This window comes from Martinezella dioscoreae (assembly GCF_009176305.1).
Lineage (GTDB): Bacteria > Pseudomonadota > Alphaproteobacteria > Rhizobiales > Rhizobiaceae > Rhizobium > Rhizobium dioscoreae.
Genome location: NZ_BLAJ01000011.1, coordinates 84,366 through 101,907 on the forward strand (window position 1 = coordinate 84,366; position 17,542 = coordinate 101,907).

Genomic DNA, 17,542 nt, shown 5'->3' on the forward strand with positions numbered 1-17,542 from the left:
TGGTCAGGGACTGATGGAAGTGGCGGAAAGGCAAAATTTTTCGTGATGGGGGGTGCGCAAACGTTAGTCGATGTGCCTTCATTGGCACGCTTCGCCCTAGCCTCCCGAGAGGAAGATGAAGAGCTTCGCAAACTCGGGAAAACTAAAATGTTCCCCAAGTGCTCAACTCCAGTCAATGATGCAGCGCGTAATTAATTCTGATATCTGAGACAAGCGGCTGCATGTCGGCCATGGTGTAGAAGCGTACCTTGTGCTGCTCCATTTGAGAACTTAGCAGCGAGATGAAGCTCTCATCATGCATCTCGGCACCATCGGCAACCACTACGAGGCGCTTCTCTTGCAGCGTTTGGCTAAAGAGCAGATTTCCCTCGATCATGGAAGGACTCGCCTTGCTTAGAGCCTTGTCTGGATCGTCACCCAGCGAGAGGCCCTGAAGCAGATTGAACGCTCCATTCTGATAGCCAAACGGCGCTTCAATTTTTATACCGCCTTCGAGGAGGACGGGATCGGGCCTCTCAAGCAAGGTGTCAACACCAAACTCTCTGAGTTTACTAGCCAGCATAGCGTTAGCTCGCTGCTTGCGAGGCTTGGCAGGTATCTCACCGACCAAATCGGAAAAGACACTATCCAAATCAGCTCTAGCATTGCTGATGAGAATGGACCTCAATGGAAACAGTCGTATTTTTCCTGATCTTTGCGAGATGAATCTATCGATATTCTCTCTCTTCCAACCGTCTCTAAATTCGGAGAGGAGCCTGTTATAGAATGAGTTCTGAAGAAGCTCAAAATGGACGCCGGGACTGACATTAAATGCTGATTTTATACGCTTCGGGCGTTCGCCGAACTTGCAGAAAACGTATGGAGCCTCAGCCGCGAACAAAACCACACCAATATTGATGTATTCTGCGCGTTCAGGGTGCTCTGAATACTGAATGATTGAGAAGTATCCCTGCCTGTCTTTCATCGCTCAAAATCCCGGAAAAGGCGGCTCGTCTATCAGCTTCGGCGCTAAGGTGTCTACAAGGTAGGTGGCGCGAGCGCAGATGAAATCTATCAACCCCACTCGAGCTAACGGTCCTAAACCCCAAGCTAATGGCACGGAGTTAACAACTTCAGTTACGAAATTACGGTCTAATGTTGTCAGCCTGTCAAGCGCTGCCGTAACACCGTCGCTAGTGATAAAGTCGTCAAATTCGGGAAATTTCCCATAAACACTCCCGTCTTCGATCCAATCGTTCGGCGCAGCGCCGTCTGGAAATACCGGGTCGCCGCCAATGAAACAATTTGAGTGATCGATTGGCACTAAATCATATTTATGCACCGACGCCTGTACGTACAGGAGGTTGTCCGAATTGGCGTCCCCTCCATAGTAACGATCCCAGTTTCTGATCCAAGTGTCGAAAACAACGAGCCTTGACACACAATCTTTATCTCGAAGACGCCGCAGGAATGCATCTGTTCCGTCACGCGGCGTGCCCTCAACCGCTGATGAGAAGAAAAGGGGCGCTATCATCGGTTGACCATTTTTGCGCATAATGATCTCGATATCGCATTGATGAATAACAGCGAACGGAGGAATGGCTAGTCCAAACCAAACAGCCAACTCAGCGGCGACCAATTCCGAAACCAGCGCCGCGCTCCCCATAGGGTTGCCCAATGATTTTATGAACCCATCACCTGCGTTTGTAGCGACCCTGGCCGGGCTGGTACTTGAAGTAAAATGCTGAATTTCTCGCGTGATCTCTGTTGGGCAGATTGAATTGCCGCAGGCTAGCACTTCGTACCCCGATGTCCGATTTTCGACAAGGTCACCTTATCGTTACACACGCGCAATGCAACCGTATGTCGAGGGTACGAGTGATTTAGTCGCCACAAAGCTCGCGCTGAAGCGCAGGCTGAACTAGCCTACGCGTCTTCAGTAAAATAGCGTAATCAGAGTAGTCACACGACCTCCGAACTTCCCCGGCTTATCCGTGTTCGGAGGTCGTCTAAGCAGTCACGTGTTCCACATTAGGCGCTGTAGCGGATGGATGCATCAACCGTTGAAGTCTTGGTAATTGACTTATCTGGAGATTTTTGGTGCCCCATGCCGGAGTCGAACCAGCACTTCTTTCGAAACTCGATTTTGAGTCGAGCGCGTCTACCAATTCCGCCAATGGGGCAACGGGGTACTGACGAGGCGGCTGTCTAGCATGTGAGCGGCGGGGCGCGCAAGCGGGGAGCGGCAGATATTGCGAGTGTTTCCGCAGGGTTGCGGCTTGGCCCATGGCGCGGGTGGACGCCATGGGCTTTTGCCGCGTGAAGCTCAGTGCGCCATGGCAGGGCTCTTGGTGGTGGAGCCGGACTTTTGCAGGGTGATCGCCAGGAGCGCGGCGAGCAGGCAGAAGGCGCCGGCGACGAAGAAGGCGGGGAGATAGGTGTTGAGCTCCGTGCGGGTGAGGCCGGCGCCATAGGCGGCGGTGGCGGCACCCAGCTGATGGCCGGCGAAGACCCAGCCGAAGACGAGGCCGGCCTTTTCGCGGCCGAAGCGGTCGGCGGCGATCTTGACGGTCGGCGGCACGGTGGCGATCCAGTCGAGGCCATAGAAGACGGCGAAGATCGACAGGCCGTAGAAGGTGAAGTCGCTGAAGGGCAGGTAAACCAGCGACAGGCCGCGCAGGCCGTAATACCAGAAGAGCAGCCAGCGATTGTCGAAGCGGTCGGAGAGCCAGCCGGAGCCGATCGTGCCGAAGAAATCGAAGATGCCCATGACCGCGAGCACGCTGGCGGCCGCGACAGGCACGATGCCGAAATCGCCGCAGAGGGTGACGAAATGCGTCTGGATCAGCCCGTTGGTCGATAGGCCGCAGATGAAGAAGGTGGCAAAGAGGATCCAGAAAGTGGATGTGGTGGAAACCTCCCGCAGAATGGCGATCGGCGAGGCAAGCGCGGCCTTCAGGTCCTTGGTGGCGGCCGGCGGCGGCGTGATGTGGATCTCGCCGACCAGCGGCAGGTTGACGTCCGAGGGGCGGTCGCGCATCAGGAGCAGCACGACGAGGGCGGCAACGACGATCATGCCGCAGACGAAGAGCACGGTGGTGCGCCAGCCATAGCGCGTCGTCAGCTCCGCCATCAGCGGCAGGAAGACGAGCTGCCCCGTGGCCGAGCTTGCCGAGAGCATGCCGATGACGAGGCCGCGATGCTTGGTGAACCAGCGGGTCGAGACGGTTGCGGCGAGCACCATGGCGGTGAGGCCGGTGCCAAAGCCGATGATGATGCCCCAGCAGAGCAGCAGCTGCCAGACTTGCGTCATGAAGAGCGAGCCGATGAAGCCGACGCCGATGGTCGCCAGCGCGAAGACGATGACCTTGCGCACGCCGAAATGGTTCATGAAGGCGGCGGCAAAGGGACCCATCAGGCCGAACAGCACGAGGCGGACGGCAAGCGCCGACGAAATGGAGGAGGTGCTCCAGCCGAACTCGTCCTCCAGCGGCTTGATGAGCACGCCGGGCGCGCCCATGGCGCCGGCCGTGACCAGCATGGTGAGGAAAGTGGCGGCGACGACGACCCATCCGTAATGGATGTTGCGCCGGGCGAGCGTCGAGGCAAGGGCAGTGGAAACCATGAGCTGCGTTCCAATCAGGTTGCGTGTCTTGGCGGCTGGACCGGGAGGCTTACGAGCGCTCGATCGCGGACGGCCTGGGGACCACATCCGCTTATAGCGTCCCGCCGTTCTCCCGGCTTGAACGTTTGTGTAAAGGCATTTACATGATTGCTATCATATTTGTTGCGTATTGATGATGGTCATCATATAAATTGTCAATACAGTTTTCTTGATGCTCTGATGGAGTTTTTTGATGAGAGTGAGCCGCGAGAAATTCGCCGAGAATCGCGAGAAGATCCTTGCCGTGGCGGGCGAGCTCTTTCGCGAGAAGGGTTTCGACGGCATCGGCGTCGCAGAGATCATGAAGGCGGCCGGGCTCACGCATGGCGGCTTCTACGGCCATTTCGATTCGAAGGACGAGCTTGCCTGCGAGGCGAGCAAGGCGCTGGTGGCCCGCTCGCTGGAGCGCTGGAAGCAGGTGGCTGCAAGCTCGCCCGAACAGCCGCTGGAAGCGCTGCTTGCCCATTATCTCTCGCATCGCAATGTCGTCGAGCACGCGACAGGCTGCGTCTTTGCGGCGCTGACGCAGGAGGTCAGCCGCCATGGCCCCAAGATGCAATCCACCTTCACCGGCGGCCTGATAGGGCTGGTCGAAGTGCTGGAAGAGATCGTTCCCGGCGAGACGCCGGAGGAGCGCCGGCGCAAGGCGTTTGCCAGCCTTTCGGCCATGGTGGGCGCCGTCATTCTGGCGCGGGCGATGGACAATTCTGAGCTATCGCAAGAGTTTCTGTCGGCGACCCGGCAGGAGCTGTCGCCGCCGCCGGGTGAAAGCAACGGCTGAGCTTGCCTAGTCGCGGAAGGCGAGCAGCCCGTTCGCCTCGACGACCTCCCTGAATTTGCCGTCGGGTGCGGCCGCCAGCAGTTCGGCGCGAAGTGCGGCTTCGAAATCGGCGGCCTTGTCGCCCAGTGCCTGCGGCGAGGTCGACGACATCGAGAAGATGCGGCCGACGATCTCTTCGATATCCCTGGTATATTCCGAGACGATGCCGATCCGTTCCAGATTGCGGAAGGGTGAGGCGAGCAGCATGGCTTCATGCGGCGCCCATTCCTTGCTCCGGCGCATCTGCCGCTCCGCGCTGCGCTCGGGCGAATAGGTTTCCATCAGCGGTTCAAGGATGCCGCGCCAGTTCGGCTCCGCCAGAATGCCTTTATCGTGGAAAAGCACGACGGCGCCGCCCGGCTCGATCAGCTTATCGAGGGCCTCAAGCGTCGCCGGCCTGTCCATCCAGTGGAAGGAGCGGCCCATGACGCAGAGATGCAGCCTGCCGATGTCAGGTCCGAGATCGTAGGAAGAGCCTTGGCGGATGGTGATATCGACACCCGCTTGCTTCGCGCCGATCTCGGCTTCGGCAAGCATTTCCGGTTCCGGATCCATGGCGGTGACGGCGGCACCCTGCAGCCGCGCGAAGGCGATGCCAAGCTGGCCGGGGCCGCAGCCGAGATCGAGCACATGATCGCCTGATTTCAGGCCGCTGCGTTCGGCGACGCGGGTAATCAGCTTGTCAGGATAGGGAATGCGATAGCGCAGGTAATAGGCCGCGGTCGATTGAAATCGCCGTGCTTCGAAGGGAACAGTGATCATTGGATATCATCCTCGGGGGGAAGGAACCTCGATCTGTTAAGCCCCAACTATGACCGGTTCGTGAAGTCACTTTTGCGCGATTTGCCGCGTGGCCAATCGGCTTCAGAGGATGTGAATGCCCCTCACCCTAACCCTCTCCCCGCGCGCGAGGAGGGCAATCGCATATGACCCGAAGTTGTTGTCGCGTCCCCTTCTCCCCTTGGGGAGAAGGTGCCGTCCGGCGGATGAGGGGGTGCCTGCTAAACGCACGAAAATCCATGAATTCAAATCGATAGCCCCCTCATCCGACCCTTCGGGCCACCTTCTCCCCGAGGGGAGAAGGAGCTTAGGATGCTCATCCGCACCATATGCGATACCCCTGCGCGCGCGGGGAGAGGGCTGGGGTGAGGGGCCAGGCAGCCAGCCGCAATATCACCAGCCCAACCTGGGCAGCTCCAAAATCCCGGTTCACTTGAACCCAGCAACCCCATGCGGGACATAGGGTGATTCCAGCGTTTCGATTTCTTCCGACGTCAATTTGACTTCCAGAGAGGCGATAGCATCCGTGATGTGGCCGGGCTTGGAAGCGCCGATGATCGGGGCAGTGACGGCGCTTTTCTGCAAGATCCAGGCGGTTGCGACCTGCGCGCGCGGGATGCCGCGTGCCTTGGCGACCGCGCCGACGGCATCGACGATCTTACGGTCGGCTTCGAGTGCCTGGGTGTAAAGCGTTTTACCGAATTCGTCAGACTCCGTGCGGGCTGTCGCCTCGTCCCAGTCGCGCGTCAGGCGGCCGCGAGCAAGTGGGCTCCAAGGAATGACGGCGATCTTTTGGTCCTCGCAGAAGGGCAGCATCTCGCGCTCTTCCTCGCGGTAGAGCAGGTTCAGGTGGTCCTGCATGCTGACGAACTCCGTCCAGCCGTTGAGACGGGAGGTGTAGATCGCCTTGGCGAACTGCCAGGCATACATGGAGGAAGCGCCGATATAGCGGGCCTTACCGGCCTTGACGACATCATGCAGCGCTTCCAGCGTTTCTTCGATCGGCGTCGTATAATCCCAGCGGTGGATCTGGTAGAGATCGACATAGTCGGTGCCGAGGCGGCGAAGGCTGTTGTCGATCTCGTCAAAGATCGCCTTGCGGGACAGACCGGCGCCGTTCGGGCCGGGGCGCATGCGATTGAAGACTTTGGTGGCGAGCACGATATCGTCGCGGCGGGCGAAATCCTTGATGGCACGGCCGACGATCTCCTCCGACGAACCGTTGGAATAGGTATTGGCCGTATCGAGGAAGTTGATGCCGGCTTCGATCGCCTGGCGCAGCAGCGGGCGGCTGTCCTCCTCCTTCAATGACCAGGCGTGCGTGCCCTTGTTGGGATCGCCATAGGTCATGCAACCCAGGCAGATGCGTGAGACTTCAAGGCCGGTCCTGCCGAGCTTTACGTATTCCATCGCTATTCTCCGTCCATTCGATCATTCGCTACAAGGAGGCCCATCGTCAGAAGGGCGATGGGATGGGTGCGCCGCGAAAAGCAAATCGACGGGCAAAGTCGCCGTCGGTCGACGCATGAATTCGTGAAGAGCTTCGAAGTATTCCTCAATAAATAAGGCGATTCGCGCCCGGGGGAAGACGGTGATTTCAAATGTTTCCTTGAACCCCAGAGGCGACAGGTGTTAGCTGCACCGCACCATTTTCTGGAACTGCGCATGAAATTGCCCCCGCGTGATACTTATGAAGCCCTCTATCGTGACTTTCGTTGGGAGATTCCGGCGAAATTCAACATGGGACATGCTGTTTGCGATGCCTGGGCCGAATGCGAGCCCGACCGGATCTGCCTTCAGCATTTCAATCCCAACGGCAATCACTTTTCCATGACCTATGGTGAGTTGCGCGATCGCTCGGCCTCTTTCGCCAATGCGCTCGTCGCGCTCGGGGTGCGGGCGGGAGATCGGGTGGCGCTGCTGCTGCCGCAGAGTTTTGAGACAGTCGTCGCGCATGTGGCGATCTACAAGATGGGCGCGATCGCGTTGCCGCTGGCCTTGCTGTTCGGCGCCGAGGCGCTGAAATACCGGCTGAGGGCAGCCGGGGCATCGGCCATCGTCACCAACCGGTTCGGCCTCGAACGGCTGCGTCCGATCCGGGACCGATTGCCGGAACTGGCGCAAGTGATCAGCATCGATGGCGGCGAAGAGGGCGTTTCCGGCTTTGCCGATCTGGTGGCGGCGCATCCGCCGCTGTTTGCGGTCGCCGATACCGGCCCGGACGATCCGGCCCTGATGATTTTCACCTCGGGCACGACCGGCCCACCCAAGGGCGCGCTGCATGGCCATCGCGTGCTGCCGGGGCATATTCCGGGCATGCAATTCGCCCATGAGGGCTTTCCCAAAGCCGGCGACCGGCTCTGGACGCCGTCGGATTGGGCCTGGGCCGGCGGTCTCCTGAATGCGCTGCTGCCGAGCCTGATGCTCGGCGTTCCCGTCGTTTCCTCCCCCGGGCAGAAGTTCGATCCACACATGGCCTTCCGCATCATGGCTGAGATGGAGGTGCGCAATGCCTTCATTCCGCCAACGGCGCTGCGTTTGCTGAAGGCCGTCGACAATCCGCGGGCGCATTATGATCTGAAGCTGCGCACGATAGGGTCTGCAGGCGAGGCGCTCGGCCGTGAAACCTTCGAATGGGCGCGGTCCGCGCTTGGTGTCAGCGTCAACGAATTCTTCGGCCAGACGGAGTGCAATTTCGTGCTCTCCTCCAGCGAGGCGTTCGGCGTCAGCCGCGGCGGGGCGACGGGCAAGCCTGCCCCCGGCCATCATGTCGCGATCGTCGATGCTGATGGCCATGAGGTTCCCGTGGGCGAGACGGGGCAGATCGCGATCAGGCGGCCCGATCCGGTGATGTTCCTGGGTTATTGGCAGAACGAGGCGGCGACGGAGGCGAAATTCGCCAATGATTGGCTGCTGACCGGCGATATCGGCCGGCAGGATGCGGATGGCTATATTTCCTTCGTCGGCCGCGATGACGATGTCATCACCTCGTCGGGCTATCGCATCGGCCCGAGCGAGATCGAGGATTGCCTCGGCGGCCATCCTGCGGTGCAGATGGCGGCGGCCGTCGGCAAGCCGGACGCGGTCAGAACGGAAATCGTCAAGGCTTATGTCGTGCTCGTGCCCGGCCGCGAACCGAGCGAGACACTTGCGGCCGAAATCCGCGAATGGGTGAAGACCCGGCTTTCCATGCACGAATATCCGCGCGAGATCGAATTTGTCGATGCTCTGCCGCTGACGACCTCGGGCAAGGTGATCCGCCGCCTGCTGCGCGAGCGGGCGATCGCCGAGGTCAGCGCTTCGTAAGCGACAGGATCTTTTCGCGCAGCAGCTTCGCCATGTTGCGGGTGCTGCGATACATATGGAGCTGCGTGGTAACCTGGCGGACGTCGCGGTCGCCGTTCGGTGTCAGGCCGATGATGAGCGTGCCCATCTCTTCACGCTCGTGCCAGAAGCGGCTCATGATTGGATGATCCGGCACGGCACAGGAATCGGAGCGGACGACGTTGGCATCGTCCAGATGCCATTCCGTCAGCTCGCCCATCAGCAGCTTGCCCGGCGAAAAGCGGGCATAGGCCTCGTCATAGGCAGTTTTCCAGGTATAGGCCTCACCGCCCATAATGAGTACGATCATCGAGGCGATAGCCTTGCCGTCGAGATCGATGGTATGGATGCGCACCGCGTCGATGGCTGCGAGGTTGGAAATTGCCTCGCGGGCGAAGGCGGCATGGTGACGATCGGTGACCAGCGCCGAGCGCTTCTTTCCCTTCCAGCCGCTTGCTTCCAGCGCCAGGAATTCTTCCATGCGCCCATGAATATCGCGGGGTTGGCGCGCGACGCTGTAGGTGACTTCGCCCAGGCTTTCCAGCAGCCGCCACTGCCGGCGCATTTCCCGCAAGTGCGCGTTGGAAATCGTCCGCTTGAGATAGGTAAGCGCGTCGTCATTGCTCTGGAGCATCGGACGCTGGAATGGGTTGGCGACGGCGATCGGCAGGTTCCGGCCGATGGCGATGACCTTGGCCATCTGGACGAAATGACCGTTGAGACGAACATCCGGCAATACGAGCGTGCTCGGCAGATGCAGTTCCGGCCGGGAGAGCGCCTCGAGGAGGTTGTCGAGCGTTTCGCCGGCATCCTCGGCGTCGAGCGAGGGTGTGCCGAGTGGGCCAAACGAGTTCGACCAGACCCGGATAATGGACGGCCCTATTGCAAAGCCCGGCTTGTCGATGGTGAAGGGCATCAGCAGACGGATGCGGCTGCGCGTGCTGCTGTTGTCGCGCATCAGTGCCAGCCGCACCTGCCGATCCTCAAGGCGGGGCATGGCGGGCGCGAGGAAGCGGCCGGAGAAGAAGACGTTCGGCTCCATGGCACGGTTGGACAGGAAGTCCAGCTCATCCTGCAGCTCGTAGCCGAGCTTGCCGGGATAGAGGCAGAATTCGCGGCCGGCCCGGCCGACCTCGACGCGAGCCTCGGCTTTCGGCGCTTCGAAATGCAGCGCTGCGAGCGTATGCGTCAGGGCGTTCACTTGGCTGTCGGTGGTTTCGGTATAGGGTGGACGTGCCATGATCAGAGGGCCCTCGTTGCCGATGGCGCTGCAGGACGCCGGATAAGGGCGAATAGGGTGATGCCGAGCGCACGGCGCACGGCGATGTGCAGGAGCAGGGCTTCGATCGCCATGGCGACCGCTCCGGCAATCGCCGCTCCTTCGATGCCGAGATGCGGGATGAGCGCAACGTTCAGGCCGACATTGGCAATGAGCGCCACAGCATAGAGATAGACGCAAAGCATCTGCTTGTCCGCCATGGTCAGGAGCACTTCAGCAGGGCCGACGAGCGCTCTTGCGAGAATGCCGGCAAGCAGGATCGCCATCACGATCTGGCCCTCGGTGAAGGCCGCGCCGAACAGTGAAAGCAGGAGTTGCCCTGCCGCCAGCACCACGAGGCCGAGGGCAAGCGCCGGAAAGAAGGACCAGCGCGTCGCCTCCGTGGCAAAGGCTGCGAGCTTGCTCCGGTCACCTTCAGCAAGAATGGCGGCAAAGCGCGGGCCAATGGCGGCCCTGACGGCGAAGGAGACGAAGAGCACCAGGGCCATCGTTTTTGCCGCCGCGAAATAGACGGCGACTTCATCCGGATCGAGGAAGATGCCGACGACGATGACGTCCGAATTGGTGAGCAGGTAGCCCACGCCTTCGACTAGGAAAATCGGCAGGGCGACGGCTGTCCAAGTGCTGAATTCAGTCGTTTTCGGGCCGCTTGGATAATGGCGGCGCAGACGGAGCGTCACCGCAAGATATTGCAGCAGGACGCTGGTGAAGGCGCCAGCAAGCGCCGCCGCCATGGCGGTAACGGCATCGCGTGGCGCGCCGGCGAGTATGGCGATTACCATGAAGAGCAGGATCAGCGTCGGGCGAATGAGGAAGGTCGGACTGAGAGCCATGATCGGCCAGTGTTTGGCGCGGGCCGTACCGTCCAGAACGTCTCCAAGCGCGATCATCGGCACGGCAATCAGACCGAGGAAAACCGGCATGACGTAATAGTGTTCGACCATGCCGCGGAAGGCGAAGAGCAGCAGCGCGCCGATCAGTGCCAGACTGCCCGAAACGGCGACCACGAACAGGCGTGCCGTGGCATTCAAGCCACGAATGGCATCATGATTGCCGTTGGCATCGTATTGGGGCAGGAAGCGGATGATGGCGGTCGGGAAGCCGAGGCAGGCGAGATTGCCGAACAGGATCATCAGCACCCAGACGAAGACGAAGATGCCGTATTCGAACCGCCCCATCAGGCGGGCCAGGATGATCTGCGAGAGAAAGGCGAGGGCGGCGCCTGCAACGCGGATCGTGAAGGCGATCAGCGCCATGCGCTGTGAAACTGCCTTTTCGTCCCGGCCGGTAAGCATAGCGGCGACTTTGCGTAGATACGGCGATAGCGCGGCCCGCAATGCGGACGGCAACATTCTTTCCGCTGTTTGAAAGACCGCCATGATCGATACGCAATACTTTAAGTATGATCCCAAACTCGCGTTAGTCTTGGCAGAGGAGAGTTAAGAATCGGTTCTTTCGATAGTTAAATGTCAGGGGTCATGCATGCGGTCGGTTGTCTGTCGGGTGAGTGCAAAAGCAACCGTTGGCTGCGAGGAGTTCATGCCCGCACCACTCAGAGAGCCGTCGCAGGAAACGGGTGGCGGAGGTTTGGTCGGCATGTAGAATCCAGGGTCTATTGGAGGAGGATTTCATGCTCACACTTCACGATTATTTGCCGTCGCAGAATGGCTGGAAGGCCAGGGTTCTGTTCGGATTGCTCGATATTCCCTATCAGACCCGCCTGGTGTCCATTTTCGAGGGGGAGGGGCGCACGGACGCCTTTTTCGATCTCAATCCGGCAGGAGGCATCCCCGTTCTCGAACTGGAGGATGGGCGAACGATTGCGGAATCGAACGCTATTCTCACCTATGTTGCTGAAGGCACGCGGTTTCTTCCGGCGGATCGCTATCGACATGCCAAGGTCATGCAATGGCTGTTTTTCGAGCAGTATCATGTCGAACCGGTCATCGGTACGCTGCGCTTCTGGACGCTCACGGGACGGCTCGAGCTCAATGCCGTTTTGGCGGAAGCCAAGCGCGCCGGCAGCCTTCGTACGCTTGCAGCGCTCGAGCGCGGGTTGAAGAACACGCCGTTCCTCGTTGGTGAGGAGTTCTCGATCGCGGATATCGCGGTTTACGCCTATGCCCATAGGGCGGCGGATTGCGGCTTGGATCTTGCCGACTACCCCGCGCTTAGGGCCTGGTTCGATCGGGTGCTTGACGTCATTGGACCGGGCTACCCGGTGCATCTCTACAATGAGGATCCGCATTCCGCTGTCTGAACGCGGTGGGCGTGCTGAAATGGTTGTCGGCGGCGCCTATCGGCGAATTGTTGTAGTCCCTGATCGTTGCAAACAAAAATGCCGCCCGAAGGCGGCATTTTTGCTCATTGCTGTCGGTTTGCGAGGCTCAGACCACTTCGCTGCTTTCGAAGGCGCCGTGGCAGTGCTTGTACTTCTTGCCGGAGCCGCAGGGGCAGGCCTCGTTGCGGCCGACGCGGCCCCAGGTTGCCGGGTTGCGCGGATCGCGATTTTCCGGTGCCACAGCGCTCTCACTTGCAAGCGTGAATGGTGAGAATTCGTCTTCGCCCGTTGTCGCGTCGATATGACGGGCCTGCATCGGCGGCGTCTCCGGCTCGGCCGGCTGCTGCACCAGTTCGACGCGCGAAAGCTGCGCGGTCACGGCCTGGCGCAGATTGTTCAACAGTGCTTGGAACAGCTCGAAAGCTTCGGCCTTGTATTCCTGCAGCGGATCGCGCTGGGCGTAGCCGCGGAAGCCGATGACCGAGCGCAGATGATCGAGGTTGACGATGTGCTCGCGCCACAGATTGTCCAGCGTCTGCAGCACGATGGAGCGCTCAACATAGGTCATGATCTCAGGGCCGAAGCGTTCAGCCTTTTCGGCCGCAGCCTTTTCAGCCGCTTCCGTCAGGCGCGCACGGATGTCGTCTTCGCCGATGCCTTCTTCCTTGACCCAGTCATGAATGGGCAGGTCGAGATCGAAGAAGTTGGCGACAGCCGTCTTCAGGCCGTCGGCATCCCACTGTTCGGCATAGGCGCGCTCTGGAATATGTCTGGCGACGAGATCTTCGATGACATCGTGGCGCATGTCGCCGACGAATTCGGAGAGGTCCTTGGATTCCATCAGCTCGACACGCTGGTCGAAGATGACCTTGCGCTGATCGTTCAATACGTCGTCGTACTTCAGAACGTTCTTGCGGATGTCGAAGTTGCGGGCCTCGACCTTCTTCTGGGCGCGTTCAACCGCCTTGTTGATCCAGGGGTGGACGATCGCTTCGCCTTCCTTGAGGCCGAGCTTCTGCAGCATGCCATCCATGCGGTCGGAACCGAAGATGCGCATCAGGTCGTCCTGGAGCGACAGGTAGAATTTCGAGCGGCCCGGGTCGCCCTGGCGGCCGGAACGGCCACGCAGCTGGTTGTCGATACGGCGGCTTTCATGGCGCTCGGAGGCGATGACGTAGAGGCCGCCGGCAGCGATCGATTTCTGCTTGAGTTCCTTGATCTCTTCGGCAATGCGGGCAATGGCCGCGTCGCGCTCCGGACCGGGTTCCATTTCGTGCAGGTCGCGCTCGACTCGCATTTCGAGGTTGCCGCCGAGCTGGATGTCGGTGCCGCGGCCGGCCATGTTGGTGGCGATCGTCACTGCGCCCGGAACGCCGGCCTGGGCGACGATGTAGGCTTCCTGCTCGTGGTAGCGCGCGTTCAGAACCTGGAAATTGGAGAAGCCGCGCTTGCGCATAAGGTCGGCGAGAAGTTCGGACTTCTCAATCGACGTCGTGCCGACCAGCACCGGCTGGCCGCGCTTGTGAGCGTCGAGGATCTCATTGATGATGGCGTTATACTTCTCGGCGTGCGTGCGATAGACCTCGTCGTCCTCGTCGATACGCTGGATCGGCAGGTTGGTCGGCACTTCGATCACGTCGAGACCGTAGATGTTGCCGAATTCCTCTGCTTCCGTCGATGCCGTACCGGTCATGCCGGCGAGCTTTTCGTACATGCGGAAGTAGTTCTGGAAGGTGATCTGCGCCAGGGTCTGGTTTTCCGGCTGGATCTGCACATGCTCCTTGGCTTCCAGCGCCTGATGCTGGCCGTCCGAATAACGGCGGCCTGGCATCATGCGGCCGGTGAATTCGTCGATGATGACGACTTCACCGTTGCGCACGATATAGTCCTTGTCGCGCTGGAACAGCTTGTGCGCCTTGAGCGCGTTGTTGATGTGGTGGACGATCGCGACATTCTCGACGTCGTAGAGCGATTCACCCTTCAAGAGGCCGGCTTCGCGCAGCATGTTTTCCAGCTTCTCGGTGCCTTCTTCGGAGAAGTTGGCCGAGCGCTGCTTTTCATCGATTTCATAGTCTTCCTTCGCCAGGCGGGGAATGAAGGCGTCGATGGTGATATAGAGATCGGAGCGGTCGTCGAGCGGACCGGAGATGATCAGCGGCGTGCGCGCTTCGTCGACCAGGATCGAGTCCACTTCGTCGACGATCGCGAAGCTATGGCCGCGCTGAACCATCTGAGCGCGCTCATATTTCATATTGTCGCGCAGATAGTCGAAGCCGAGCTCGTTGTTGGTGGCGTAGGTGATGTCGCAGGCATAGGCGTCATGGCGCTGTTCATCCGACAGGCCGTGGACGATGACGCCCGTCGTCAGGCCGAGGAAGCTGTACAGGCGGCCCATGGTGCCGCTGTCGCGCTGCGCCAGGTAATCGTTGACGGTAACGACATGGACGCCCTTGCCGGCCAGCGCGTTCAGATAGACCGGGAGGGTGGCAACCAGAGTTTTACCTTCACCGGTCTTCATCTCAGCGATGGCATTGGAATGAAGGATCATGCCGCCGATGAGCTGCACGTCAAAGGGTCGCATGCCAAGAACACGGCGCGACGCTTCACGAGCGACCGCGAAGGCCGGCACGAGGATATCGTCCAGCGTCTTGCCGTCCGCGAGCTGCTGGCGGAACTCAACCGTCTTGGCGGCCAGAGCTTCATCGGACAGCGCACGCATCTCCGGCTCGAGCGCGTTGATTGCGGCTACTTTCGGCTGGAACGATTTAACCCGACGGTCGTTGGACGAGCCGAACAACTTGCGGGCAATTCCACCTAGGCTGACCATGTGACTGGTCCTTTCTGAGATTTCATCCTGCCGTTTCCTGCTTGATCCATTCCCGAAAAAAACGGGAGTATAGCACAAAACGGCCGGAAACTGTTCTGGACGCGAGGTTGCGTGACAGATAAGAGGGGGGTCGATTGATGTCAACGGGATTTGGCCGATACAGAAAGGCCACATTCTCCTGCTGAAGGCTTTTTCACGCCGGATTCACATCTGTCGAGCCGGTCGAGATCACCGAAGGGTTATTTTATGTTGAAGTATAACAAGCTTGCTGCGGTTGCTTTCGCAACAATCGTTACCTTCCAGGCTCCGGTCTTCGCGGCCGATGCCAAGGACCCCGTTGTCGCCAAGGTCGGCGATGTCGAAATCCATCAATCCGAACTCGATCTGGCAATCGCCAATCTCGATCCGCAGCTCGGCCAGCTTCCGGATGACCAGAAGAAGGTCGCAGCACTCTCGGCTTCGGTCGATGTGAAGCTTTTGTCGCAGAAGGCCGCTGCCGAGAAGCTCGATCAGACGCCGGACTTCCAGGCTCACATGGCCTATCTGCGCGACCGCGAGCTGCACAATGCCTATTTCAAGGCTCACGTCGCCGACGCCATCAAGGATGATGAAGTCAAGGCTCGTTACGACAAGGAAGTCGCAGCCCTGCCGAAGCAGGAAGAGGTTCATGCCCGCCACATTCTCGTGAAGACCGAGGATGAAGCCAAGGCGATCATCAAGGAACTCGATGCCGGCAAGGATTTCGCCGCACTTGCCAAGGAAAAGTCGACGGATCCAAACAAGGCTGACGGCGGCGATCTCGGCTATTTCGGCCATGGCCGCATGGTCAAGGAATTCGAGGACGCGGCTTTCGCGCTTCCGGTCGGAACCTACACGAAGACCCCGGTTAAGACCGATTTCGGCTGGCACATCATCAAGGTTGAAGACAAGCGCAATGCTCCTCCTCCGCCGTTCGACCAGGTCAAGGACCAGGTTCGTCAGCTCGTCATGCGCGACAAGTATCTTGAACTCCTGAACAAGGCCAAGCAGGATACCAAGGTCGTCATCAACGATCCGGCGCTCAGCAAGGCTTATGACGACGCGCAGAAGCAGCAGGATGCAGCACCGGCCGACGATGCAGTTGCGCCTGCCGACGGTGCGGCAGCGCCCGACGCTCAGCCGCAGCAGTAATTGACAGCAGTCAAACAATCAGGGCCCGGATTTTCCGGGCCCTTCACTGGAGCCGGATGATTTTAGGTCGATACGACCTAAAATCTGAATCCGCTCCAGAATTAAAAAGCAGAGCATGATGTAATCCGAAAACCGCCTACACTTTTCGGCATCATGCTCGTCCAGGTGGGTCTCATGTCCGGTTCCGTTTCTCCGCTCGCTCCCAAAACCTTTGTATCCATGCCCGCCCTTCGCGGTGTGCGCATGACCACGGCCTCCGCCGGCATCAAGTACAAGAACCGGACCGACGTCCTGCTGATGGTCTTCGACAAGCCGGCCGCCGTAGCGGGCGTCTTCACCCGCTCGAAGTGCCCTTCGGCTCCGGTCGATTTCTGCCGGAAGAACCTGGCGCACGGCAGCGCGCGCGCCGTCGTCGTCAATTCCGGCAATGCCAATGCCTTCACCGGCCTCAAGGGACGCCAGGCGACGGAACTGACCGCCAAGTCCGCGGCGGCTGCCGTCGGTTGCGGTGAAAACGAAGTTTATCTCGCCTCCACCGGTGTCATCGGTGAGCCGCTTGACGCCAGCAAGTTCGCCGGTGTGCTCGATACGATGGCGAAGGATGCGACAAGCGATTTCTGGTTCGAGGCCGCCAAGGCGATCATGACCACGGATACCTATCCGAAGGTCGCGACCCGCACCGCCGAGATCGGCGGCGTCAAGGTCACGATCAACGGTATTGCCAAGGGCGCCGGCATGATCGCACCCGATATGGCGACGATGCTCTCTTTCGTCGTCACCGATGCCGATATTTCTTCTGCCGTGCTGCAGACGCTGCTGTCCGAAGGCGTCGGCCCGAGCTTCAATTCGATGACGGTCGATAGCGATACCTCGACCTCCGATACTTTGATGCTGTTCGCCACCGGCACTGCCGCGGCTGATGGTCAGGCGCATATCGATCGCGCCGACGATCCGAAGCTTATCGGTTTCCGGGCGGCACTTAACGAGCTGCTGAAGGATCTTGCCATCCAGGTCGTTCGCGACGGCGAAGGCGCGACCAAGATGCTCGAAATTACGGTGACGGGCGCCGAAAACGACGCGGCTGCCAAGCGCATCGCGCTTTCGATCGCCAATTCGCCGTTGGTCAAGACCGCCGCCGCCGGCGAAGACGCCAATTGGGGCCGCGTCGTCATGGCTGTCGGCAAGGCGGGCGAAATGGCGGATCGCGACAAGCTCGCCATCTGGTTCGGCGATGTCCGCGTCGCAGTCAACGGTGAGCGTGACGCTTCCTATTCGGAAGAAGCCGCCTCTAATGTCATGAAGCAGCAGGATATTCCCGTGAAGGTCGATCTTGGCCTCGGCAATGGCCGCGCAACGGTCTGGACCTGCGACCTTACCAAGGAATATGTTGCCATCAATGGCGACTACCGGAGCTGATA

The 17,542-nt window shown here is 59.9% G+C and carries 13 protein-coding genes and 1 tRNA gene; 5 read left to right on the forward strand and 9 right to left on the reverse strand.

What is annotated here, in order from left to right; all coding sequences use genetic code 11:
- Positions 1-172: 172 nt before the first annotated feature.
- From GDN47_RS27410 to GDN47_RS27425, 4 genes are all read right to left on the reverse strand, one after another.
- Complete coding sequence (locus GDN47_RS27410; protein ID WP_145636269.1) at positions 173-964, reverse strand: DUF3037 domain-containing protein; 792 nt, start codon at positions 962-964, stop codon at positions 173-175.
- Between the two features lie 3 nt (positions 965-967).
- Positions 968-1,777 (reverse strand): HipA family kinase, encoded by an 810-nt coding sequence (locus GDN47_RS27415; RefSeq protein WP_152096731.1) that lies wholly within the window; start codon positions 1,775-1,777, stop codon positions 968-970.
- Between the two features lie 300 nt (positions 1,778-2,077).
- A tRNA-Leu gene (locus tag GDN47_RS27420) sits at positions 2,078-2,162 on the reverse strand.
- Between the two features lie 143 nt (positions 2,163-2,305).
- Entirely contained in the window at positions 2,306-3,604 is a 1,299-nt protein-coding gene (locus tag GDN47_RS27425) for an MFS transporter (protein WP_152094664.1), read from the reverse strand.
- A 232-nt stretch (positions 3,605-3,836) separates the two neighbouring features.
- On the opposite strand from GDN47_RS27425, the gene GDN47_RS27430 reads away from it, so the two are divergent.
- The gene (locus GDN47_RS27430; RefSeq protein ID WP_145636262.1) at positions 3,837-4,424 is read left to right on the forward strand and encodes a TetR/AcrR family transcriptional regulator; all 588 of its coding nucleotides are present in this window, start codon (positions 3,837-3,839) and stop codon (positions 4,422-4,424) included.
- A gap of 6 nt (positions 4,425-4,430) precedes the next feature.
- Here GDN47_RS27430 and GDN47_RS27435 read toward each other — a convergent pair whose 3' ends face one another.
- Positions 4,431-5,225 (reverse strand): class I SAM-dependent methyltransferase, encoded by a 795-nt coding sequence (locus GDN47_RS27435; protein WP_145636260.1) that lies wholly within the window; start codon positions 5,223-5,225, stop codon positions 4,431-4,433.
- 447 nt (positions 5,226-5,672) lie between these two features.
- Complete coding sequence (locus GDN47_RS27440) at positions 5,673-6,653, reverse strand: aldo/keto reductase (protein WP_145636258.1); 981 nt, start codon at positions 6,651-6,653, stop codon at positions 5,673-5,675.
- 255 nt (positions 6,654-6,908) lie between these two features.
- Here GDN47_RS27440 and GDN47_RS27445 point away from each other — a divergent pair, with 255 nt between their 5' ends.
- Complete coding sequence (locus GDN47_RS27445; RefSeq protein WP_145636256.1) at positions 6,909-8,549, forward strand: AMP-binding protein; 1,641 nt, start codon at positions 6,909-6,911, stop codon at positions 8,547-8,549.
- Here the strand turns inward: GDN47_RS27445 and GDN47_RS27450 are convergent.
- Together GDN47_RS27450 and GDN47_RS27455 are read right to left on the reverse strand one after the other, a co-directional pair.
- On the reverse strand, positions 8,536-9,807 hold the full coding sequence (locus GDN47_RS27450) for a GNAT family N-acetyltransferase (RefSeq protein WP_152094665.1): 1,272 nt from the start codon (positions 9,805-9,807) through the stop codon (positions 8,536-8,538). The genes GDN47_RS27445 and GDN47_RS27450 overlap by 14 nt on opposite strands.
- A 2-nt stretch (positions 9,808-9,809) precedes the next feature.
- Positions 9,810-11,225, reverse strand: coding sequence for an oligosaccharide flippase family protein (locus GDN47_RS27455; RefSeq protein ID WP_145636254.1), 1,416 nt, complete (start codon positions 11,223-11,225; stop codon positions 9,810-9,812).
- 251 nt (positions 11,226-11,476) lie between these two features.
- Between GDN47_RS27455 and GDN47_RS27460 the strand changes: the two genes are divergently transcribed.
- Complete coding sequence (locus tag GDN47_RS27460; protein ID WP_113332347.1) at positions 11,477-12,106, forward strand: glutathione S-transferase family protein; 630 nt, start codon at positions 11,477-11,479, stop codon at positions 12,104-12,106.
- A gap of 127 nt (positions 12,107-12,233) precedes the next feature.
- On the opposite strand, the gene secA is transcribed toward GDN47_RS27460, so the two are convergent.
- Entirely contained in the window at positions 12,234-14,954 is a 2,721-nt protein-coding gene (gene secA, locus GDN47_RS27465) for a preprotein translocase subunit SecA (RefSeq protein WP_113332346.1), read from the reverse strand.
- A 246-nt stretch (positions 14,955-15,200) separates the two neighbouring features.
- Between secA and GDN47_RS27470 the strand changes: the two genes are divergently transcribed.
- The gene (locus GDN47_RS27470) at positions 15,201-16,124 is read left to right on the forward strand and encodes a peptidylprolyl isomerase (RefSeq protein ID WP_069612949.1); all 924 of its coding nucleotides are present in this window, start codon (positions 15,201-15,203) and stop codon (positions 16,122-16,124) included.
- Positions 16,125-16,298: 174 nt separating this feature from the next.
- Positions 16,299-17,540, forward strand: coding sequence for a bifunctional glutamate N-acetyltransferase/amino-acid acetyltransferase ArgJ (gene argJ / locus GDN47_RS27475; protein ID WP_113354431.1), 1,242 nt, complete (start codon positions 16,299-16,301; stop codon positions 17,538-17,540).
- Positions 17,541-17,542: the final 2 nt, after the last annotated feature.